Origin of the sequence: Brevibacterium sp. K11IcPPYGO002 (genome assembly GCF_050920635.1) — a bacterium.
Classification (GTDB): Bacteria; Actinomycetota; Actinomycetes; order Actinomycetales; family Brevibacteriaceae; genus Brevibacterium.
Genome location: NZ_CP131929.1, coordinates 498,282 through 519,831, shown reverse-complemented (window position 1 = coordinate 519,831; position 21,550 = coordinate 498,282). Strand labels below are relative to the sequence as shown.

The 21,550-nt window shown below is 65.6% G+C and carries 17 protein-coding genes; 5 read left to right on the top strand and 12 right to left on the bottom strand.

All coding sequences use genetic code 11. The features are described 5' to 3' along the window. Positions 1–272: 272 nt before the first annotated feature. The 6 genes from QYM46_RS02370 to QYM46_RS02345 form a co-directional block, all read right to left on the bottom strand. Positions 273–1,028, bottom strand: a complete 756-nt coding sequence (locus tag QYM46_RS02370) for an iron ABC transporter ATP-binding protein (RefSeq protein ID WP_432790696.1) — start codon at positions 1,026–1,028, stop codon at positions 273–275. Next, positions 1,025–2,239: an iron chelate uptake ABC transporter family permease subunit gene (locus tag QYM46_RS02365; protein WP_432790695.1), complete on the bottom strand. Its 1,215-nt coding sequence runs from the start codon at positions 2,237–2,239 to the stop codon at positions 1,025–1,027. The genes QYM46_RS02370 and QYM46_RS02365 overlap by 4 nt, the downstream gene beginning before the upstream one ends. Continuing rightward, positions 2,240–3,346, bottom strand: a complete 1,107-nt coding sequence (locus QYM46_RS02360; RefSeq protein WP_432791707.1) for an ABC transporter permease — start codon at positions 3,344–3,346, stop codon at positions 2,240–2,242. It lies immediately after the preceding gene. After that, positions 3,346–4,335 (bottom strand): siderophore ABC transporter substrate-binding protein, encoded by a 990-nt coding sequence (locus QYM46_RS02355; RefSeq protein ID WP_432790694.1) that lies wholly within the window; start codon positions 4,333–4,335, stop codon positions 3,346–3,348. Before QYM46_RS02355 ends, QYM46_RS02360 begins: the two co-directional genes overlap by 1 nt. A gap of 162 nt (positions 4,336–4,497) precedes the next feature. Continuing rightward, a complete protein-coding gene (locus tag QYM46_RS02350) occupies positions 4,498–5,463 on the bottom strand; it encodes an inositol monophosphatase family protein (protein ID WP_169251176.1) in 966 nt (321 codons plus the stop codon). Between the two features lie 503 nt (positions 5,464–5,966). Continuing rightward, complete coding sequence (locus QYM46_RS02345) at positions 5,967–6,200, bottom strand: hypothetical protein (protein ID WP_432790693.1); 234 nt, start codon at positions 6,198–6,200, stop codon at positions 5,967–5,969. A 269-nt stretch (positions 6,201–6,469) separates the two neighbouring features. Here QYM46_RS02345 and QYM46_RS02340 point away from each other — a divergent pair, with 269 nt between their 5' ends. Beyond that, complete coding sequence (locus QYM46_RS02340) at positions 6,470–9,556, top strand: FAD-binding and (Fe-S)-binding domain-containing protein (protein ID WP_432790692.1); 3,087 nt, start codon at positions 6,470–6,472, stop codon at positions 9,554–9,556. Positions 9,557–9,661: 105 nt separating this feature from the next. On the opposite strand, the gene QYM46_RS02335 is transcribed toward QYM46_RS02340, so the two are convergent. Both QYM46_RS02335 and QYM46_RS02330 read right to left on the bottom strand, forming a co-directional pair. Then, positions 9,662–10,051 (bottom strand): universal stress protein, encoded by a 390-nt coding sequence (locus QYM46_RS02335; RefSeq protein ID WP_169251174.1) that lies wholly within the window; start codon positions 10,049–10,051, stop codon positions 9,662–9,664. Between the two features lie 124 nt (positions 10,052–10,175). Next, on the bottom strand, positions 10,176–11,258 hold the full coding sequence (locus QYM46_RS02330; RefSeq protein WP_432790691.1) for a helix-turn-helix transcriptional regulator: 1,083 nt from the start codon (positions 11,256–11,258) through the stop codon (positions 10,176–10,178). Positions 11,259–11,413: 155 nt separating this feature from the next. On the opposite strand from QYM46_RS02330, the gene QYM46_RS02325 reads away from it, so the two are divergent. Next, complete coding sequence (locus tag QYM46_RS02325) at positions 11,414–12,016, top strand: DUF664 domain-containing protein (protein ID WP_432790690.1); 603 nt, start codon at positions 11,414–11,416, stop codon at positions 12,014–12,016. Positions 12,017–12,102: 86 nt separating this feature from the next. Here the strand turns inward: QYM46_RS02325 and aceB are convergent, their stop codons facing one another. Further along, the gene (gene aceB / locus QYM46_RS02320) at positions 12,103–13,710 is read right to left on the bottom strand and encodes a malate synthase A (protein WP_432790689.1); all 1,608 of its coding nucleotides are present in this window, start codon (positions 13,708–13,710) and stop codon (positions 12,103–12,105) included. Between the two features lie 243 nt (positions 13,711–13,953). After that, a complete protein-coding gene (gene aceA / locus QYM46_RS02315; protein ID WP_169251170.1) occupies positions 13,954–15,264 on the bottom strand; it encodes an isocitrate lyase in 1,311 nt (436 codons plus the stop codon). A gap of 277 nt (positions 15,265–15,541) precedes the next feature. Here aceA and QYM46_RS02310 point away from each other — a divergent pair, with 277 nt between their 5' ends. Continuing rightward, on the top strand, positions 15,542–16,897 hold the full coding sequence (locus tag QYM46_RS02310; protein ID WP_432790688.1) for an ImmA/IrrE family metallo-endopeptidase: 1,356 nt from the start codon (positions 15,542–15,544) through the stop codon (positions 16,895–16,897). Positions 16,898–17,012: 115 nt separating this feature from the next. On the opposite strand, the gene QYM46_RS02305 is transcribed toward QYM46_RS02310, so the two are convergent. Then, a complete protein-coding gene (locus tag QYM46_RS02305) occupies positions 17,013–18,671 on the bottom strand; it encodes an FAD-dependent oxidoreductase (protein WP_432790687.1) in 1,659 nt (552 codons plus the stop codon). 37 nt (positions 18,672–18,708) lie between these two features. On the opposite strand from QYM46_RS02305, the gene QYM46_RS02300 reads away from it, so the two are divergent. Together QYM46_RS02300 and QYM46_RS02295 are read left to right on the top strand one after the other, a co-directional pair. Beyond that, a complete protein-coding gene (locus QYM46_RS02300; protein ID WP_432790686.1) occupies positions 18,709–20,055 on the top strand; it encodes a site-specific DNA-methyltransferase in 1,347 nt (448 codons plus the stop codon). A 315-nt stretch (positions 20,056–20,370) separates the two neighbouring features. After that, the gene (locus tag QYM46_RS02295; RefSeq protein ID WP_432790685.1) at positions 20,371–20,667 is read left to right on the top strand and encodes an antibiotic biosynthesis monooxygenase family protein; all 297 of its coding nucleotides are present in this window, start codon (positions 20,371–20,373) and stop codon (positions 20,665–20,667) included. Between the two features lie 117 nt (positions 20,668–20,784). Here the strand turns inward: QYM46_RS02295 and QYM46_RS02290 are convergent, their stop codons facing one another. Then, complete coding sequence (locus QYM46_RS02290) at positions 20,785–21,522, bottom strand: potassium channel family protein (RefSeq protein ID WP_169251168.1); 738 nt, start codon at positions 21,520–21,522, stop codon at positions 20,785–20,787. Positions 21,523–21,550 lie beyond the last annotated feature (28 nt).

The window sequence follows — 21,550 nt, the reverse complement described above, 5'->3', positions numbered from 1 at the left end:
TTCTTTAAGCGCCCTGGATGTCGAATTGGACAAACCAAGAGCAGAAAGTGAATTGCCCCGAAAAGCCTGAAGTTGAACGTCTCCCCCTTGAAATGTCACGGCTTCGAGGTCTCTCTGAGCGGGCTGTTCTTCGATGGTCCACCCGACGGGTCATCTGAATACTATCAATTCTAGATGTTTAAGCAACAGGTTTTTGGCAACATTTGTGACACGGACCACTCGCCGGCTCCTCTGCGCAGCCGACAGCGTCAGCCGCGGCACCAGGCCCGGACTCAGAAGTACACGGCCAGCGGGCCTCGAGGGCCGTCGATGACGTCGACGGGGGTGTCGAACACCCGGGACAGCACCTCGCCGGTCATGATCTCCTCGGGCGTGCCGAACTCGACCACCGCACCGTCTTTGACCGCACAGATGTGGTCGGCGTAGTGACCGGCGAAGTTGATGTCGTGGAGGACGATGACGATAGTCCTGCCCATCTCGGCCGCCGCCAGGCGCAGGTGCTGCATCATCTGCACCGATCGCTTCATGTCGAGATTGTTCAGCGGCTCATCGAGCAGCACGTAGTCGGTGTCCTGCGCCAGCACCATCGCCACATAGGCACGCTGCCGCTGCCCGCCGGAGAGCTCGTCGATGAATCGGTTCTCCAGCTCACCGAGCTCGAGGAAGTCGATCGCCTGCGAGATGACTTCCTCATCGGCAGCCGTCAGGCGTCCCTTCGAATGCGGGAAGCGACCGAAGCCGACGAGCTGCCGAATCGTCAGCCGTGTGATGAAGTGGTTCTCCTGCCGCAGGATGGATACGATCTTCGCCAGGTCCTTCGACTTCGTCGACGACACATCGAAACCGGCCACCGAGATCGCACCGGAATCGAGCCCGAGCAGCCGCCCGATCATCGTCAGCAGAGTCGACTTCCCCGCACCGTTCGGCCCGACCAGGGCGGTGACTCCCCCGGCCGGGATCTGCAGGTCGACGGGTCCGATCGAGACCTCGTCGTCGTAGGATTTGCGGACCGATTCGAGCGTGATCACAGGCGCCCCTTTCGCAGGATGACGAGCAGGAAGGCGCCGCCGCCGACGATCTCGATGATGATCGACACGACCCCCTCGGCGTAGAAGATGTTCTTCATGACGAAGTACGCCCCACCGAGGACGACGAACCCGAGGAGGGCGGCCATCGGGAAGAGACGCTTGTGGTCATAGGTGTCGGCGAACTGGTAGGCGAGCATCGCGACGAGGAAGCCGAGGAATACCATCGGTCCGATCATCGACACGGACACCGCCATGAGGATGGAGACGAAGAAGAGGACTCTGATGAGTTCGCCCTTGAAGTTGAGCCCCAGGTTGCTCGTCATGTCCCGCCCCAGCGCCATCACATTCAGGCGTGAGGAACAGAGGTAGAGCCCGAGGCAGGCCAGCACACACAGTGGGATCGACACCGGCAGGTAGCTCGAATCCGAATTCGAGATCGACCCGAACAGGCGTGCGGAGAGGATGTCGAACTCGCTCGGCGTCAGCGTCCGCTGCATGAATGTCGCCACCGATCCGAGTCCGCCGCCGATGACCACGCCGATGAGCAACATGAGCGCCACCGAGGAATGCCGCCCCGACAGCAGCCACCCGTAGAGCGCCAGCGACAGCCCGACCATGAGAATGAGTTGGACGACGAAGGGCACGAGTCCCTTGAGCTCGACGATCGCCGTGACCCCGAAGAAGTACATCGCCGAGGTCTGGATCGCCACGTAGAGGGATTCGAATCCCATGATCGAGGGCGTGATGATCCGGTTGTTCGTCACCGTCTGGAAGGCGACCGTGCCGAACGACTGGCACAGCGCGACCAGGGCGATGACGACGAGGTTCGTCAGCCGCAGCTCCGCGATCAGCCAGAACCCCGGGTCCGTGATCGGCATCGGATTGTCCCAGGCCAGGATGCCCAGAGCGATCCCCGCCGAGGCGACCGACAGCACGATGATCATCGTCCAGTACCGCCGCACGGACTTCGCCGTCGGCAGCGGACCCGACGACCGCTGAGCGGGCGAAGACCCTCGCCGAGGCGGCCGAACGACCCGTGCGCCCGCACCGGAACGATCCGTGCCGGTCGGGTCAATGACAGCGGGACGATCTCGGTCGACCGCCTCGGTGCCGGTGGACCGATCCCCGCCGTTCACGACGGTGGCCGCGGTCGGGTCGGCCGCCTCGGTGCCGGTGTCGACCGGGGATTCGTCCTTCGCTCGCATCGGCACTCACCCGACCTTCCGCTGACGCAGCAGCAGGGCGACGAACACGGCCGCTCCGACGACGCCGAGGATGAGGGAGACGGGCACTTCGAAGGGCATGACGATGATGCGGCCGATGAGGTCGCAGATGGTGACGATCGCGATGCCGAGCAGGCACACCCACGGCAGATTCGAGCGCAGGTCGTCGCCGCGGATGAGCGAGACGATGTTGGGCACGATGAGGCCGAGGAACGGCAGGTTGCCGACGACGACGGTGACCACTCCGGTCGCAATCGCCACGAACACGGTGCCCAGCAGCAGGATCTGGTTGTAGTTAAGGCCGACGTTGGTGGCGATCTCCTTGCCGAGTCCGGCCACGGTGAAGCGATCGGCGAGGACGAAGATGGCCACGACGACGGCCGCGACGATCCACAGGGTCTCGTACTGGCCCCGCAGGATCGAGGTGAAGCTGCCGGCGAACCAGATGCCCAGGGATTGGAGCATGTCCGTCTGCACCGCGATGAATGTCGAGACGGCGCCGACGACGGCGCCGAGCATGATGCCGACGATGGGCACGATGAGCGAGGACTTCAGGGACACGCGGCGCAGGAAGACGAAGAAGACGAGGGTGCCGATGAACGCGGCGATGATCGCCCCGACCATCCGCGCCACGATCGAGGCATCGGGGTAGATGATGACGGTGAGCATGAGCCCCAGTCCCGCCCATTCGGTGGTGCCGGTCGTCGTCGGTTCGACGAAGCGGTTCTGGGTCAGCAGCTGCATGACCAGTCCGCACATCGCCATGGCGGCACCGGCCAGGACGAGGGCGATCGTGCGCGGGATCCGCGTGATCTGGAAAATCTCCGCCCCGCCGTCGCCGCCGAAGACGTCATAGACGCCGGTGAGCAGCGAGATCGCGAGGAGGATGGCGACCCCGAGGATGCCCAGCACAAGCGGCCATCCGAACAATGGTGCCTTCGCCGAGGCGGCCCCACGTGGGGGCGAGGCTGCCGTCCCGCTGGGGGACAGAACCGCCGTCCCGGCCGGGGACGGGTCGGCCGTTCCCTGTGGGGACTCAGCCGTCCGGTTGCGTCGGGCTTCGTTCCGACGGCGGGCCGCCTCGGCGAGGGTCATCACTTCTGGTCTTCGAGCTTGTCGGCGAAGTCGTTGAAGAATTCGGTGTACGTCTGGATGCCTTCGTTGAGGTAGGTGTCCTCGGGGAAGTAGACGATCTTGTCGTCCTTGATCGCAGGGACGTCCTTCAGCGCTTCGGAGTCTTCGAGAACTTCGGCGGCCGGGGCCGAACCTTCGTCGCGGTCTTCTGGGGCGAAGGAGGCGTCGCGGTCGAGGACGATCATGAGGTCAGGGTTCGACTTCGCGATGGCTTCGACGGAGATGTCGTCGCCCTGGTGGTCTTCGCTGCCCTCGTCGACCTCGAGAGCCGGGTCGAGGTCGAGGATGTCGAAGACGGGACCGACGGTGCGGCCGACCGATGGTGCGGCGTAGCCGATGTCGCCGGCGGACGTGATCAGGCCCATCACCTTGTCGCTGTCGTCGTAGGCGGTCTGAGCACGTTCGATGGAGGCATCGAAGTCGTCGACGAGCTCCTTCGCCTCGTCCTGCTTGCCGAAGACCTCGCCGAGCACGTCGGTCTGGCGGCGCAGTTCGGCGTCGAAGTCCTCACCGTCGCGGGGATCGAGTTCGAGCACCGTTGCGTCGGGAGCGAGCTTGGCCAGATCGTCGTGGAACTGGGCGAATCGCTGACCGTTGACGATGAGATCGGGCCCAGCCTCGACGACCTTCTCGAGGTCGGGTTCGCGGTGGTTGCCGAGGTCGAGGATCGAGTCGTCCTGGGTGTAGTCGAGGTCATCGCTCATCAGGGAGACGGCGCCGCCGCTGAGTTCGATGCCCCAGTCGCTGAGGGTCTGGAAGGTGCGATTGTCGGTGGCGACGACGGACTGCGGCGGGGAGGCGACGGTCTGCTTGCCGTTGTTGTCCTCGACCTCGATCGTCGAGCCGGAGTCATCGGCCTGCGCCGAATCGGAGTCGGCAGAGCCGCAGCCTGCCAGGGTGAGAGCGACGACGCCTGCCAGGGCGCTCAGTTGAAGGCGAGTCGAAACCATGGGGTCCCACTTTCAGGAATGAACGTATGAGAAGAGCGTGTGCACACACTGAAAGTAAGCTTAGCCTATGCTTCGAAAATAAAGTCAAAGAAGTGTGACGTTATCTGCATCACACTTGAAGTGGGATCGGGCGGGCGTACGGCGGGCTTCGCTGCGCCCTGGTCAGATGGCGGCGATGAGCCTGTCGACCTCGTCCTGGGTGTCGGCGGCGGCTGTCGGGCCGCCGGATCCTCCGCGGCTGACCTTGAGTCCGGCCTCTTCGACGATGACCGCCCCACCGGCGTAGTCGTAGATGCCCAGGCCGCGTTCGGCGTAGCCGTTGACTCGGCCTTCGGCGACCATGCACAGATCGAGTGCGGCCGAGCCGCAGCGACGGATGTCGTCGTATCCGGTCATGAGGCTCTCGAGCTTGGCCAATTGGGCGCCGCGGTTGCTCAGGGCATACGCGAACCCCGTTGCCAGGAGCCTGCCGGACAGCCCGGGCGGCGTCCCGCGCAGTCGTCGCGCCGGAATGGCGGCACCTGCCTCGCGGTGGTCGACCAGACGCCCGTCGATCCGAAAGGCGCCTAGGCCCGCGGCCGCCAGCCATGTGGCGTCCAGCCCGGGCGAGGCGACGAGTCCGATCTGCCAGTCGCCGAGTCCGAGGCCGGCGTCGTTCTCATCTGCGACCGCGCAGACGCCGACGGAGAAGGCGTGGTGTTCGATGTTGCGGACATAGTTGACGGTGCCGTCGATCGGGTCGATATGCCATTCCAGTCGCCGGCCGTCGTCCGCGATCTCATTGAGTGCACCGGTCTCCGGCTCGAAAGCGTTGAGCCCCAGCAGGAAATCCGCGGGGAAGAATTCGACCGGGTCGAGGGCTTCCGCCCCCTCTTCGCCGACCATGAGGTCGCGGGGCCTGACTCGGTTGAGGTAGCCGCGCACGAGCGCCTCGATCTGCGCGTCCGCGCGAGTGACGAGGTCGTTCGGCGAGGTCTTCGTGTCGACGACACTGGCGTCGAGGCTCGCGCCGAGCAGCGGCCTCCAGGCGAGCATCTGCTCCCACGCCATGAGTGAGAGGTCGGAGGCGATGCGGATCAGAGAGTCGTCGACGATCTCAGCGGGCAGGGACTCGAGCTCGGAGTTCATACGGCCACTCTAGACAACCCGTCGCACCCCTCGCCCGAGTGTCCGCCAACAGGCCCGGAACCACTCGGTTCCGCACCTTGTGTAACAAGACTGCAATACACCGGCGACTATGTACTTCTTGTATCTAATCCACCCCAAGGCGCCAGGAACTCCGATCACACGGCTATTCTCGCCTCCCAGAAACGCACCTGCGGTTGCCGTCACGGAACCTTGCGGCAGGTGATTTCGCAAACACAGGACACGTCGAATCCTGAAGTGATTTTCGTGTTTCGAGCAGAAATCACTGGGAGAATGTGTTCGCCCAACAGGCCCATTGTCCCCGGAACGAGAATTCCCGCTTCCGGCGTCTCGATGAATCGGTCACGCAACCGTCAGAGAACGTCCATGAATCGCACAAGGGCGGTGATCCGTACCGATTACGGGTCACCGCCCTGGTTTCTGCGAGGGAAGTGCGGACACAGAGGTGGCCGGCGAGTGCCGTTCTTCCCCTGTGACTCCTGAGGTCAGGCGGGGTCGGAGACTCCGGCCTTCGGCTCACTGCGCTTGACCGGTCCGTGCCTGCGCACGATCTCCTGGACGGCCTGCGAAGAGGTGCCAGCCGCCTCGGCGATCGCACCGAAGGTCGCACCTTCTTCGCGGGCGCGCAGAATCGCCATCACATAGTCGGTGTTGATTTTCGAACGCTGCCGCGCGACCTTTCGGACGACGCCGACTAATGCGGTCTGATCAACTGTCAATTCACGAGCTCGACGAGACATGGTTTCTTCCCCTGCATTCATGTTGTGGCCCGTTGCCACGAATTGGTGTAGTCCCATTAGATACCACGAATATGTCAAGACGCCAAGAATTCCCGGATATAGGAACTCAGGCTACTGTGTAGCACCGTTCTGAGCACGTATGATAACGAAAGTATAACTTTCCATGGGTCTGGATGATGACCGTCGCTCGCACCTTTCCTGCGTGGACGGTATCGATGTTCCGGCAACCCAGGTGGCACAATGCGGACATGACGACTATGGCCGATCCCACTGGAGCGAATCGGGCGACCGTCGACGAAGACGAGTCCCAGACGCCGCTTCCCACCGCACTCGCCGAACAGTTCCGCGCCGCGGGCATCCGTGATTTCAGCATCGACGATACCGAGCGCGCCGCGTACTCCTCCGATGCCTCGCTCTTCCGACTAGTCCCTGCCGCCATCGTCTTCCCCCACGACGAGGGCGAGGTGGCTCGTGCCCTGTCTGTTGCGCGCCGCCTCGGTGTGCCCATCACCAGCCGCGGTGCCGGCACATCGATCGCCGGCAACGCCATCGGCCGCGGCATCGTCCTCGACTTCTCTCTCCATATGAACGCGGTCCTCGACCTCGATCCGGATGAACAGGCGGCCTGGGTGCAGTCCGGCTGCATCCACGCCCACCTGCAGAAACAGGCCAAACCGCACGGTCTGCGTTTCGGCCCGGACCCGTCCACCCACACCCGCTGCACGATCGGCGGGATGATCGGCAACAATGCCTGCGGGCCCCGGGCGCTGGGCTACGGACGCACGGGCGACAACATTCTCGCGCTGAAGATCATGCTCATCGACGGCACCGTCGTCACCCTCGATGACGCGGACGCCTCCACCACGTTCCCGCGGCTGCATGAACTCGTGGCACAGAACCTCGGCACCATCCGCACGAACTTCGGCACATTCTCCCGCCAGGTCTCCGGGTACGGACTCGAATCCCTCCTTCCGGAGAACGGCTTCGACGTCCGCCGTGCATTCGCCGGCACCGAGGGCACCTGGGGCGTCATCCTCGCGGCGAAGATGCGCCTGGTCAAGGATCCGAGCTTCACCTCGGCGGTGGTGCTCGGCTACGCGGACATGGTCGCCGCCGCCCACGATGCGCCGCTGCTGAAGGACTTCCCCGTCGCCGCCTGCGAGGGACTCGATTCGCGCATGCTCGACCGGGTCATCGACACCAAAGGCGCCGAGGCGGTCCCGCCCCTTCCCGAGGGCGCGGGCTGGCTCGTCGTCGAGCTCACCGGCGAGAACGAGGCAAAGCTCGAGGCCGAGACTCAGCGCCTCATCTCCGAGTCGAAGGCCCTCGACTCCGCGGTCCTCGACGCCCGAGCAGCGGCCGAGGTATGGGCGATCCGCGCCGATGGCGCCGGCCTGGTCTCGCGCACCCCCGATGGGCGCGATGCCCACGCGGGATGGGAGGATTCGGCGGTTCCGGTGGACCACCTCGGCGATTATCTGCATGACCTCATGGAGCTGCTCGAGGAGCACGGACTGTGGGCCATTCCCTACGGGCACTTCGGTGACGGCTGCCTGCACATGCGCGTGGACTTCCCCCTCGCGGATCCGAACGGCGGGCAGGTGATGCGCGATTTCATGGTCGCGGCCACGAAGCTCGTCGCGCGCTACGGCGGGTCGGTCTCCGGGGAGCACGGGGACGGCCGGGCCCGCTCCGAACTGCTGCGCCTCATGTACACCCCAGCGGCGCTCGACCTGTTTTCCCAGGTCAAGCGGCTCTTCGATCCTCAGCATCTGCTCAATCCCGGTGTCATCGTCGACCCGGACGCGCTCGACGAGTCGGTCCGCCTCACCCAGCTGCCGCTGCGTCAGGAGCTGCCCGGCACCCTCGCGATGGCCTACGAAGGCGAGTCCGCCGGTTTCGCCTCGGCGGTGCACCGGTGCACCGGAGTCGGCAAGTGCCGTGCGGATTCGGCGGCCGGCGGCGGCATCATGTGCCCGTCGTACCAGGCCACACGGGATGAGCGGCATTCGACGCGAGGGCGTGCGCGAGTGCTGCAGGAGATGGTGTCCGGGGATCTGCTCGAGCCTCGCTGGGACTCCCCCGATGTGCACGAGGCTCTCGACCTGTGCCTGTCGTGCAAGGCCTGTGGGACGGAGTGCCCGACCGGCACGGACATGTCCACGTACAAGGCCGAGGTGCTCTACCAGTCATACAAGGGCAAGCTGCGGCCGATGAAGCACTATTCGCTCGGGTTCCTTCCGCAGCTCGCCCGTCTCATCACTCCTCTCGCACCCGCGGTCAACCGGGTCTCCGGGCTGCCGGGGCTGACGACGCTGGCGAAGAAGATGGCCGGCATCGACGTCCGCCGGTCGATTCCGCAGTTCGCGGCCACGACGTTCAGGAAATGGTGGGCCACCACCGCCGAGGCGGCACCGAAGTCGCGTGCGAGCGCCGAGTCACCGGGCGCGGATTCGTCGCCGGCCGCGGACTCGCTGCCGCCCACGGCTGAGGTCGTGCTGTTCGCGGATTCCTGGTCGAACCATTTCGCGCCGCGCATCCTCGCCGCGGCTGTCGCCGTGCTCGAGCAGGCCGGGGTTCATGTGCGGGTGATCGATCAGACGGTGTGCTGCGGACTGCCGCTCATCTCGACCGGTCAGCTCGATGCCGCGAAGGCGAATCTGTCGGAGACGATCACCACACTCGATGCCACCGGAGATGTGCCGATCATCGGCGTCGAACCCTCGTGCTTGGCAACGCTCAAGGACGATTCGCTCAAGCTCGTCGCCGATGAGGCCTCGCACCGAGTGGCGAACCGGGTGCAGACCCTGGCTCAGTATCTGCTGAGCATCGGCGCCGAACTGCCCGACCTGTCCGGAGTCGAGGCGCTTGTGCAGCCGCACTGCCACCAGTCGGCGATCTTCGGCAACGCGGCCGATCAGGAACTGCTGGCCCGGGCCGGAGCGGACACGGAGTTCCTCGGCGGGTGCTGCGGTCTGGCCGGGAACTTCGGCGTCGAAGACGGTCATTTCGAGACTTCGGTCGCCGTCGCCGAGGTGGCTCTGCTGCCGGCTCTGCGCAGACGCGGACGGGCCACCGGGGTGGAGGCTCGGGCCGATTCCGTCACCGTCTTCGATACCGATACCGATACCAATGCTTCAACTCATCGTGCGACGGAGGCTGTCTCAGATGCTTCGCGCGCTCGTGCCACGGGATCCGGCGCGGACGGGCGGCTGCAGGTCGTTCTTGCCGACGGGTATTCGTGCCGCACGCAGATCACGGATCTCAGCGACGCCGCGGGGGTGTCGCTGGCAGAACTCCTCGCGTGGGGGTGGGGGCTGGAACCGCGGCGATGAGTCCGAGGTCAGGGCCGCCTCGGCGAGGTTTCAGGCCCTGGCAGTCGCCTCAGGCCTGGCCGTCGCCTGAGGCCCTGGCCGTCGCCTGAGCCCCTGGCAGTCGCCTCAGGCCTTGGCCGTCAGCACCGGGACCTCGGCTTCGAGGAGGATGCGCTGGGCCTGCGAGCCGAGGATGAACTTCCCGATCGCCGAGCGTTTGCGCAGGCCGATGACGATGAGTTGGGCGTCGTACTCCTCGGCGAGATCGTTGAGCGTGCCGGGCAGATCGTCTTCGTGATCGGGCTGGAGCACCTCGACCTCGACGTCCGATTCCCTGCCGAGGTCGACGATCCGCTTGATCTCATCCTCACCGATCTCGGTCGGAGCTCCACTGGCACCTCGTCGCTGTGAGTTGATCACGACGGCAGCGCTCGACCGCAGTTTGGCCTCTGCGAAGCCCGCACGCAGAGCAGCCTCACCCTCGGGAGCGGGTAGGTAGCCAATGAGAATCGTCATGGCCCCCAGTATATGGACTCATCCATGATTCGTTCATTTCGGGATCACTCTACGGTCAGGTAACCGCCACCCCACTCCCCCAATTACTACCTGACGGGGGCCCAGCAACCTCGCGCGAGGTTGCTCAGCCGCCGTCAGGTAGTCCTGGGGGTGTGGATGCGTCGACGACCGCCTGCGCTCGTGCGGCGTGGTCGCGCAGGGACTCGATGAGTTCCGGCGGATGGAGCACTGCGATCTCGGCGGGGATGGCCGCCAAGGTGGCCGCGACCCACCTGAGGTCCCAGAATCCGCAGGTGATGCGCACACCATCGGCCGCCTCGGTGATGGTGGCACTCCGGGTGGGGAACCATTCCTTCGCTTCCTGCGCCGAGGCGGGGGTGCGCAGCACGACCGTGTGCGGATACGCGGTGGTGGTGACGGCGGCGGAGACGGCCGCCTCGGCGTCGTGGTGGTCCCGTGGGGTGAAGCTCAGGGTCGTCGCGTGGACCCGGTCCATGCGATCGAGGCGGAAGACCCGATGATCGTCGCGGTCGAGGTCGAAGGCGAACAGATACCAGTGCGCGCCGAGGACGACGAGGCGGATCGGCTCCACACGACGCACGGACGTGCGGCGGGCATCGTCAGGGCCGTCATCAGGGCTGTCGTCCGAACCGGACCGATACGGGATCGGTTCGGCAGTCGGTGCATTTGGCGCGCTCGTGACAGAGAGGTCGTCGGCCCCATTCCGCCGCATCTTCCGATAGTCGAAGGTCGCGATCGTCGACGCGTTGATCGCCGAGGCGAGCGTGATGACCGCATCGATGTCGACTCCGGGGACGTTTCCCTCGGACACGGACACGGCCGCCGCGATATCCGCGACGGCCGCGCGCATCGCGGGCGGGAGCCTCTCCCGCAGCTTGGTCGTCGCCGAATCCGCATGCTCGGTGTCCAGGCCGGCCCCGCGCAGGAGTGCCAGACCCACCGCGGTAGCCAGCGCCTCGCCCGCCTCGAGCTGCAGAGGCGGCAGCACCGTCCGCGATTCGGCGCGGTAGCACCCGGCAGCACCCGTGCCCGAGGAGATGATGTAACCGAGAGCGCGCAGTTCGGCGATATCGCGGCGGATGGTTCGTGGGGTGACGTCGAAGCGGGCGGCGAGCTCGGCGGCTGCGTACCCACGCCCAGATGCGAACATGCCGAGCAGAGCCAGAAGCCTCGCCTCCGAGCGCATCGCACCTCCGGGTTGAATTCGCTCAAGTGGATTCCGATCAGACTGAAATCCCGATGCGGACAGTATATGTCCGCATAGCGGCCCACGATGGGATCACCGGCGCAGCGAATCGACTGCGGCGGACATGCCAAGCGGAGACCTCATAAGGAGAGACCATGCCGTTCTTCACCCCTTCCGTCACGACCGAAGCCGATGCCGCCTTCACATACCTCACTCAGCAGTGCAGGCAGCTCAAGCTCACGTCGCTGGGCCTGACCGATGCGCAGGCTCGCAGCACGCCGACGGCCAGTGGATTGAGCATCCTCGGGCTCATCGTCCACGGCGCCCAGGTGGTCAACAACTGGCTCATCCAAGTCAAGGATCCGACTCGAGAGGTCGGAGAAGACGACTACCGGATGGTCAACGAGAAGGTGGGGCTGACGATGATGTTCGACGGGTCGGCCCTCCCCGACCTCGACATCGACGAGGCGGTCGCGATCTTCGACACGGTCATCGACGGGATCGAGGAGGCTCGCTCGGCTGTCGAAGAGGCTGGGACCGACCTCGGCACCGAAGTGCCGATGCCGGACAACCCGTGGATGCCCGATGACTTCGATATGACCGTGCGGTGGATCCTATGGCACCTGGCGACCGAGATCGCCCGCCATGCCGGTCACGCCGACATCATCCGCGAATCGATCGACGGGGCGATCGCCTACCAGCTCAACGCCGAGGCCGACGGTGAGCCGTGGCCGCCCGAGGGTACGGACTGGTCCTGAGTCCCCACAGAACCACCCCCAGAACCACCTGACGGCGGCTGAGCAACCTCGCGCGAGGTTGCTCAGCCGCCGTCAGGTAGTAATTGTTAGGCGACGAAGGCTTCGCTGGTCTTGGACACCCGGTCGACCAGGTGGTCGGTGTAGGCCGGCATGGTGAGGAACTCGGCGAACTCCTCGCCCAGAGCCGTCTCGCGGAAGATCTCCACGGCCTCGTCGAAGTGATCGTCGGCGGTGCGCTGCATCAGAGCCAGCTCCTCGCCGAGGTAGCGCTCCACCAGACGCGAGGTCAGCTGCTGACCGTTGTCCAGAGTCACCTCGTGGCGGATCCACTGCCAGATCTGCGAGCGGCAGATCTCCGCCGTCGACACGTCTTCGAGCTGGTTCTCCAGAGCCACGTGCCCGTTGCCGCCGAGCCACTCGTTCATGTACCCGATGGCCACACGGATGTTCACGCGCACACCCTCTTCGGTCACGACGGGTTCGAGACCGGTGATGTCGAGGATGTTCTCGCTGGTCACCTGCACATCGGGGCGCTTGTTCTCCAGCTGGTGCGGAGCTGATCCCAGAGCGGCGTCGAACACGGCCAGAGCAGCCGGAACCAGTGCCGGATCGGCCACCCAGGTGCCGTCGAAGCCCTGCCAGGCCTCGCGGGCCTTGTCCTCACGCATGCGCTCGAACTCGGCGGCCACGAACTCCTGGTCCGGGTGATCGGCCATGAGGTTGGACATGGTGCCGATCGCGTGTGCTCCGCGACGGTGGCAGGTGGCCACGAGGCGGTCGGTGAAGGCCTTCATCAGCGGCAGGTCCATCGTCAGACGTTCGCGGTCGGGCAGAACGTAGTCGGTGGTGTTGCGCAGGTTCTTCACCACGGAGAACAGGTAGTCCCAGCCGGCGGCCTCGAGGCCGGCGCAGTGCTCGCGCAGCTCGAAGAGGATCTCTTCCATCTGGAACACCGCGGTGATCGTCTCGATGTGAGCGGTGGCCCGGATGGTGCCCCGTTCGATGCCGAGCATGTTCTGCGCCAGGACGAACACCTTGTTCCACAGGCGTGCTTCCTGCGAGGACTCGAGCTTCGGCAGGTAGAAGTACGGGCCGGAGCCGTTGTCGATGAGGTGGCGAGCGTTGTGGAAGAAGTACAGACCGAAGTCGACCAGCGCTCCGGAGGTCGAGAACTCCTGGCCGTTGTCATCGACGTAGATCAGGTGTTTCTCGGGCAGGTGCCAACCGCGGGGACGCAGCCCGATGGTCGGCTGGTTGTCGTTGTTGACGCCGGGCAGCTGTCCGCGGATGGCGCGGAAGAGGTTGACCTGCCCGCCGATGACGTTGGCCCAGGTGGGGCTCGTGGCGTCTTCGAGATCGGCCAGCCACACCTTCGCCTGCGAGTTCAGCGCCGCCACGACCTCATCCTCGGTGACCGGGCCGGTGAGTTCCACGCGGCGGTCTTCGAGGCCGGGGGCACCGGCGGATCCGGCGACCGACCAGGAGCGGTCGGCTCGGATGCGTGCGGTCTCGGGCTTGAAACGGGGGAGGGTTCCGCCGTTCATCTCGGCCGCGCGGGCCCGCCGCGTGCGCAGCACATCGCAGATGGTGCCGGCGAACTCGTCGTGGAGCTTGGCGATGAACGTCAGAGCAGGCTCCGAAAGGACGGTGCCGAAGCCGGCTTCGAGCGGCGCGTTGATCTTGATGTAAGACATGGGCTTCTCCTCACCCGTCGTAGTGTGTGCCTGGAATGTGCGGCTGGTTCTGTGGGGGATCCTCGCCGAGGCGGCTGCCCCGTGTTCGTGAGCGTTCCCGTGGGATCGTGGCGGGGTTGTCGTTTCGTCTGTGGTGTGACGGAGCGGATCGACAATGTAAACCCCGTGAAAACACTGCCGATCCGCCCCGGGTTCTGGGTGGGTTCATCCCCGCTGGTCAGCGGAGTGCGAACCCGGTGCGGCTCAGTGGAACTGAGCGGTTTCGGTGGAGCCGGCCAGTGCGGTGGTCGAGGACTCCGGATTGACCGCGGTCGAAACCAGGTCGAAGTATCCGGTGCCGACCTCGCGCTGGTGGCGGGTCGCGGTGTATCCGCGGTCTTCGGCTGCGAACTCGCGTTCCTGCAGGTCGACGTATGCCTTCATCTGTTCGCGGGCGTAGCCGTGAGCCAGATCGAACATCGAGTAGTTGAGAGCGTGGAAGCCGGCCAGGGTGATGAACTGGAATTTGTAGCCCATGGCTCCGAGCTCGCGCTGGAACTTCGCGATGGTCGCATCGTCGAGGTGCTTGCGCCAGTTGAACGACGGCGAGCAGTTGTAGGACAGCATCTGGTCCGGGTACTCGGCGTGGATCGCCTCGGCGAACTTCTTCGCAGCGTCGAGGTCGGGAGTCGAGGTCTCCATCCACAGCATGTCCGCATAGGGAGCGTAGGACAGTCCGCGGGCGATGCCTGCTTCGATGCCGTTGGTGATCTTGTAGAAGCCTTCGGCGGTGCGCTCACCGGTGACGAACTGCTGGTCGCGCTCGTCGATGTCCGAGGTCATCAGCGTGGCTGCCTCGGCGTCGGTGCGGGCGATGACGAGGCTGGGCACGTTCTCGACGTCGGCCGCGAGGCGGGCGGCGTTGAGGGTGCGGATGTGCTGTGAGGTCGGAACGAGGACCTTGCCGCCGAGGTGGCCGCACTTCTTCTCGGATCCGAGCTGATCCTCGAAGTGCACACCGGCTGCGCCGGCGGCGATCATCGAGCGCATGAGCTCGTAGACGTTGATCGTGCCGCCGAAGCCTGCTTCCGCGTCGGCGACGATCGGAGCGAACCAGTCATCGACCTGCTTGTTGCCTTCCGAGGTCTCGATCTGGTCGGCGCGCATCAGCGCGTTGTTGATGCGGCGGACGACCTGCGGGACCGAGTTGGCCGGGTAGATCGACTGGTCGGGGTAGGTCTGACCGGCGGCGTTCGCGTCGGCGGCGACCTGCCAACCGGAGAGGTAGATGGCGTTGAGGCCGGCCTTGACCTGCTCGACCGCCTGGTTGCCGGTCAGCGCGCCGAGGGCGTTGACGTAGTCCCCGGAGTGGATGTCGCCGGCAGTGATCTGGTTCCACAGGCGCTCGGCTCCGTGACGGGCCAGCGTGTGCTCTTCGATCAGCGAACCGCGCAGTTTGACGACATCCTCGGGCTCATAGTCGCGAGCGATTCCCGACCAGCGGGCGTTGGTGGCCCAGTCGCGGCGGATGGCTTCAGCATCGTGCAAGCTGTTCTGCGTGGTGTTCTCAGTCATTGTCCTTCTCTTTCTCGATCTCTCGGGGTTGTTGATGTATCCAGTCTGCGGGGGCCGCAAGGGCTCTCGCATTGAATTTCTGGATGAATAATCTCGATATTTCCGGTTTCAGAAATTTCACGGTTCTGTCATACTGTTTTTCACGACTGTGAACCAGCCCACAGAAACCGAGGGAGGCGCCTTGAACAGCGTTGGCGCGGAAGTTGAGAGCGAAGACCAGCAGACCGACCCGCTCAGCATCGGCAGAAGAATCCGTTTTTTTCGCAAGAAGCGTGGTTTGACCCTCAACGAGCTGGGGCAGGAAGTGGGGCGCGCAGCGTCCCAGATCTCGACGATCGAGAACGGCAAGCGAGAAACTTCTGTCACGCTCTTGGCCGCGATTGCGAAGGCACTGAAGACAGATGTCTCCGAGCTCATCGATCCGGCTCCGATCGACGAACGTCAAGCCCTCGAGTTGGAGGCCGAACGCAATCAGGCCTCCCCCATGTACTCCGCACTCGGCCTGCCGCAGGTGCGGATCAAGTCCCTGCCGGCCGATGCCCTCGAAGCGATCGTGGGTCTCCAGCGGCAGCTCGGCGAAGCCCTCGAACGGCGTGCGGCCACCCCGGAGGAAGCGCGTCGGGCCAATCGGGAGCTGCGGGATCGGATGAGGGAGAAGAACAACTACTTCGCCGACCTCGAAGCCACCGCCGCCGAGCTGCTCGACCTCGTCGGCTACGAGTCCGGAACGGTCTCACAGCGGCAGACGGCACTCATCGCCGAGAAGCTCGGTTTCAGCCTGCACTACGTCTCCGACCTGCCCGAATCGACCCGGTCGATCTCGGACACCGCGAACAAGCGGCTGTATCTGCCCAATGCCGATGCCGCCTTCGATCCGCGTTCTCACCTGCTCATGAGCCTGGCTCCGCATGTCCTCGGCTATGACTCCCCGAAGGACTTCCACGAATTCCTCCAGCAGCGCGTCGAGGCCAACTATCTGGCCGCCGCGATCCTGCTGCCCGAGTCCGCGGCCGTCCCGATGCTCGAGGAGGAGAAGAAGAAGCGAGTGCTCTCCGTCGAGCATCTGCGCGATATGTTCGGCGTCGGCTACGAGATGGCCGCCCACCGGTTCACGAACCTCGCCACCGAGCACCTCGGCCTGCCCGTGCACTTCATGAAGGTCCACAATTCCGGCACCATCCACAAGGCGTATTCGAACGACGGACTGCCGTTCCCCACCGATCCGCTCGGTGCGATCGAGGGACAGTTCGCATGCAAGCGCTTCACCTCGCGCACCGTCTTCCGCGTCGCCGACCGCTTCAGCCCGTACTACCAGTACACCGATACCCCGCACGGATCGTTCTGGTGCACAGCCCGCGTGCTGCCCGGCGGCGACTTCGCCATCAGCGTCGGCGTCCCGTTCTCCCATGTCCGCTGGTTCGAAGGTCGGGAGTCACCGATCCGCTCGCAGTCCGGATGCCCGGATCCGTCCTGCTGCCGGCAGGCCCCGGACGATCTGGCCGAGAAATGGGAGGATCAGGCGCTGCCCTCGGCCCGCATGCACGCCTCCCTCCTCGCCGCGGTTCCGCCCGGTGCGGTGCCCGGAGTCGACGACACCGAGGTCTACGAGTTCCTCGAACGCCATTCCGGCTGATCGTCGACATCGATCGACGATGCAGGAACCCCTCGCCGAGGCGGGACTTCCCGGAGACCGGTGAGCCCGGGTCAGGTGCCGGGCATCGGGTGTGACGATTCCGTGTCGACGAGGCTCAGCTGGTCGTGTTCTCGAAGGCCCGATCGACGATCGTCTCGGCGATCGCCAGCGCCGAGGTGGCCGCCCACTTCGGCACGGACCTGACCATGGTCAGCCTGCCGCGCTTGGTCACAGTGAGTTCGTCGACGAGTTCGCCGTCGGCGGTCATCGCCTGAGCGCGGACTCCGCGGGTCCCAGGGACCACCGTGGTCGGGTCGAGCTCGGGGACGAAGCGGCGGATTCCGTCGACGAAGGCGGTCCTGCTCACCAGCGGCCTGGCTCCGCGGGCCACTGTCTTCGCTGTCTGCGCGGCCAACTTCCAGAACCCCTTGGATCTGGCGGTCGAGCTGATATCGGCGAGGTCGAATCCGTGGCGGTCGTAGGTTTCGCGGCCGAGAGCCACGAAGGTGTTCGGTCCGAGGATGAGCCCGTCGTCGAGTCCCCGGACGATCGAGGTTTCGGTGAAGGGGGCCTGCGGGTCGGGAACGGATCCGACGATGCCGCGGACCACCTCGGTGCCGGCGGGGGAGTCTGTATCAGCAGCAGGGATACGGTAGAAGTCGCTGGGGAAGGGCACGATCCTCGGTTCGGCATCGAGCCCCGCGGCGGTCGCGAGGTGATCGGCCTGGAGGCCGGCGCAGACGATGACGATGTCGAAGGCACCGAGCACTTCTTCGACGGCAGCGTCCCGAACCGAGCCGTCGCGGCGTGACTTGCTGGGTGTGTCACCAGCGCGCGATTCTGCGCCACCAGTGCGCGAGTCGTCTCGACGCGACCAGGAGTCCGAGAGCTTCTGCGTCCACTCGCCGATCGTCGATTCGGCCTGTTTGAACCAGTCCTGCCCACCGAAGCGATCGCGCAGCTCGTCCGCAATGCCGATGACGGGTTCGCGGCCTTCCTCTCCGCGGTAGGTGCGCGGCCGGTCGCGGACCTGATCGTCGCGATGGTCGCGGTCGTGGACCTGGTCGTCGCGGCTGTCACGGTCGTCGACGGCGTCCTCGCGCGAGCTGCCCCGTTCGCCGCCCGTGTTCGCACCTCGTTCGTCCTCATCGGACGACTCTCCGGCTGCAGCTCCATCCCCCGCCGGCAAGTCGTCTGCCGGGACCGGGCGCCCACGCAGTCGGACTTCGTTGCTCATGGCATCGACGCCGGTGATCTCGGTGCCGAAGCGGAATGTCCCTCCGGCGGCGCGCACATCGGAGGCGAGTGCCGCGGTGAGCGCCGAGAAGTCGGCGATGGCCGCATGGGGTGAGAAGAGTCCGAGGACTCCCCTGACGGCCGGTTCGACGGCTCCGATCTCGTGGCGTTCGAGCAGTCTGGCGCCTGGAACCTCGTTGTCTTTGGCGCGGGCGAAGATCTCTTCGAGTCGTTCGGCTTCGTCGGTGTTCTGGGCGATGAGCAGCTGACCGCATTCCCGGTAGGGCACGCCGGCTTCGGCCATATAGGGGAGGAGCAGCTGGAGGCCCCGCTTGGTGAGTTCGGCTTCGGCCGAACCGGGCTCCTGATCGAGTCCGGAGTCGACGATTCCGGAGGTGTGACCGCTCTGATGTGCGGCGACGGCATCTGCTTTGTCGAAGACGGTGACCTCGGCGGCGGGGAACCTCATGGTGACTTCGCGGGCGGCGGCGACACCGAGGATGCCGGCACCGACGACGGCCACTCGTGAAATACTCATACAGCAATCTTGGCACCGTTCGGGGTGAAGGAGAAGGATGACGACCGTCTTGGAGTGGCCGGGCAAGGCCGCCGCCTTCGCCCTCGGCCACCGCCTCATCGCGGATGCCGACACCGGACCCGGCCCTGGTGAACGGGGACCCGAGCCCCGCCTCGGTGAGGGTGATACGGAACGCGAGCCCCGCCCCAGCGCGGGTGACGAGGGACCCGAGCCCCGCCTCGGTGAGGGTGCCCGTCGTCCGCACCTGCGCAAGGTCGACGGATCGAGTGTCGCTCCCGATCCGCGGGAGAATCTGCTCATCGTCGGGGACAACCTGCCGGCTCTGCAGGCGCTGCTGGCCACGCATCGCGGGCGGGTCAAGGTCGTCTACATCGATCCGCCATACAACACGGGCAATGCGCACACCTACAAGGATCACGGACACGATCACGCCAGTTGGCTGTCGTTCATGACTCCGCGGCTGCTGCTCGCGCGCGAGCTCATGCGCGACGATGGGGTGCTGTTCCTCCATCTCGACGACAAGGAGAGCGCGTGGGCGCAGCTGCTCGGGCACGAGATCTTCGGTGAGGACAATTCGCTGGGCACGCTCATCCATCAGCGGGCCAAGGGCGGGGGCAATGCGCGCTCCTTCGTGCGCGGGCACGACTATGTGCATGTCTGGGCCCGGGAGGCGAGCCGGGTCGGGCCGTTCCTCACGGAGAAGAAGTCGCCGGCGAAGCTCGAGGTCATCGAGGGCAGGCGGATGCTCGTGGAGACCGATGTGCTGCGCGCCGGATTCGGCCGGTATGCGCGCGGGTCGGAGCGGCGGCTGATGTATGAGGACATCGTCGCCGTCAAAGGCGAGAGGAAACTCGCCGAGGTGGACGCGAAGCTGGCATCGGGCGAGTACATCCTCCGGCCCTGGGGAACCGAGGGCAAACACGCAGTGGTGCGGGTGACGCCGGCGGAGAAGGCGAGTTCGAAGATGTACTCGATCATCAAGGCGCTCGGCGGGCAGAACGATCTGGAGCCGCTGGGTCTGGCGGGGGTGTTCAGCTATCCGAAGCCGGTCGAGCTGGTCAAGGCGCTCGTGGCCTCGCAGACGTTCTTCGACCCCGATGCCATCGTCCTCGACTTCTTCGCCGGATCCGGGACCACGGCGCAGGCCGTGATGGAGGCCAATTCGCGCGACGCAGGTGCGCGATCATTCGTGCTCGTGCAGACCCCGGAGCCGCTACGGTCGAAGACGGCGAAGGCCGTGGTGGTCGGTGACGGAACGGGCCGGACCGGCGACGCCGAGTTCCCGACGATCAGTGAGCTCACCGCCGAACGCATCCGCCGTGCCGCCGCAGCCCACTCCCCCGGACTGACCTTCACCCAGCTCGAGGTCGACGACGGCGAATAGTGGGCCACCCTACCCACCAGCCGGACACCTGACCACGACTCAGGTCAGCAGGAGCACCGTTCGCACCGCGAGTTCCGGACGATGCGTGACGGTTTTCAGGCGCCGCCCCCGCACGGATCGTCCGAAACTCGACACAGGTACAGGCAGGGTTCGCGCGCCCAGATACCCCAGATGCTGGAACCCTGCACGGCACCGGTTCTGAGACTCTGCGGGCGATCAATCGGACTCCTCTGACAGCATTCGGGTCGGAGTCGTAGGCTCGAGGTGAGTCAGCTGCTCACCGACAACCACTGCCTCTGATGAGAAGGAGCAACCATGTCAGTCGTCGCCATCAACGCGCTCTCCGTTCCCGAACCCGCCCGGGAGGAACTCGAAAAGCGCTTCGCCGAACGCAAGCATTCGGTCGACGGGGCTCCCGGCTTCGAAGGCTTCCAGCTGCTGCGCCCCGTCGCCGGCGGAGACCAGTACTTCGTCTACACCCAGTGGGCGACGAAAGAGGACTTCGAGAACTGGCGTGCCAACCGCTCGTCCTCGCACGAATCGACCGGCAAGGCCCCGGTCTCCGACCAGGCGAACCTCCTCGAGTTCGAGGTCGTCGACCTCGGCGACTGAAGCCCGCACCAGCGCCCGGAGCGGACGCGCCCGACTCCGGGGCCTCCTCGTCGAAGGACCCTTGAAACCTCAAGCGCCTCCTCGGCGCGGTAATACCAATTGCCCGAGGACGTCGGCCTAAGCGTCGGCGTCCTTGTCCAATTCGCTGAACGCTTCGACCTTCTTCGGGCTGCCGGCCACGAGGATCTCATCGTCAGCGTAGAGGGTGACATCCCGGTCGGCGATGTCCCAATGGCCGCCGCCGCGACGTTTGAACGCGACGATCGTGACGTCATACGTCGAGCGCAGCCCCAGCGAAGCCAAAGGCACGTCGGTCGTGCGCACCGGCGGGGTGGTGCGCGCCAGGACGAAATCCTCGTCGATGGGCAAGAAGTCCGAGATATGCCCCCTGATCAGGTGGGCCAGCCGGCGGCCCATATCGTTCTCGGGGCTGATGACGTTGCCGATACCCAACTGGTGGAGGATCTCGGCGTGGGTTTCGCTGATCGCCTTCGCCCAGATGTGCCGATTGCCGAGCTTGAGGATCCGCGACGCCACGAGGATGCTCGCCTCGAGGTCGCTGCCGATGGCGATGACGACGCGGGAGACCTCGTCGATGCCCAGCTGTCGCAGCACCACCTCGTCGGTGGCATCGGCGCGGGAGGCGTGGGCGAGGACGTCGGCGAACTCGGCCACGACCGATTCGTCGCGGTCGACGCCGATGACCTCAACTCCATGCTCGGCGAGCTCACGTGCCAGTGACCCGCCGAAGCGGCCGAGCCCGATCACGGCCACCGCACCGTCCCTCGCCAGCGGCGAGGGGTCGCCGGTGAAGAACGACGCGGACCGCGCCATCCAGTTCTTCTTCTCGTTCATGGTCTTTTCCTCTCCGGCCCGGCGGCCG

Bases quoted from the DNA above. Each gene is read 5' to 3' on its own strand.
- QYM46_RS02360 (WP_432791707.1), bottom strand. From the start codon at position 3,346: ATGACCCTCGCCGAGGCGGCCCGCCGTCGGAACGAAGCCCGACGCAAC.
- QYM46_RS02355 (WP_432790694.1), bottom strand. From the start codon at position 4,335: ATGGTTTCGACTCGCCTTCAACTGAGCGCCCTGGCAGGCGTCGTCGCT.
- QYM46_RS02350 (WP_169251176.1), bottom strand. From the start codon at position 5,463: ATGAACTCCGAGCTCGAGTCCCTGCCCGCTGAGATCGTCGACGACTCT.
- QYM46_RS02340 (WP_432790692.1), top strand. From the start codon at position 6,470: ATGACGACTATGGCCGATCCCACTGGAGCGAATCGGGCGACCGTCGAC.
- QYM46_RS02335 (WP_169251174.1), bottom strand. From the start codon at position 10,051: ATGACGATTCTCATTGGCTACCTACCCGCTCCCGAGGGTGAGGCTGCT.
- QYM46_RS02330 (WP_432790691.1), bottom strand. From the start codon at position 11,258: ATGCGCTCGGAGGCGAGGCTTCTGGCTCTGCTCGGCATGTTCGCATCT.
- QYM46_RS02325 (WP_432790690.1), top strand. From the start codon at position 11,414: ATGCCGTTCTTCACCCCTTCCGTCACGACCGAAGCCGATGCCGCCTTC.
- aceB (WP_432790689.1), bottom strand. From the start codon at position 13,710: ATGTCTTACATCAAGATCAACGCGCCGCTCGAAGCCGGCTTCGGCACC.
- aceA (WP_169251170.1), bottom strand. From the start codon at position 15,264: ATGACTGAGAACACCACGCAGAACAGCTTGCACGATGCTGAAGCCATC.
- QYM46_RS02305 (WP_432790687.1), bottom strand. From the start codon at position 18,671: ATGAGTATTTCACGAGTGGCCGTCGTCGGTGCCGGCATCCTCGGTGTC.
- QYM46_RS02300 (WP_432790686.1), top strand. From the start codon at position 18,709: ATGACGACCGTCTTGGAGTGGCCGGGCAAGGCCGCCGCCTTCGCCCTC.
- QYM46_RS02295 (WP_432790685.1), top strand. From the start codon at position 20,371: ATGTCAGTCGTCGCCATCAACGCGCTCTCCGTTCCCGAACCCGCCCGG.
- QYM46_RS02290 (WP_169251168.1), bottom strand. From the start codon at position 21,522: ATGAACGAGAAGAAGAACTGGATGGCGCGGTCCGCGTCGTTCTTCACC.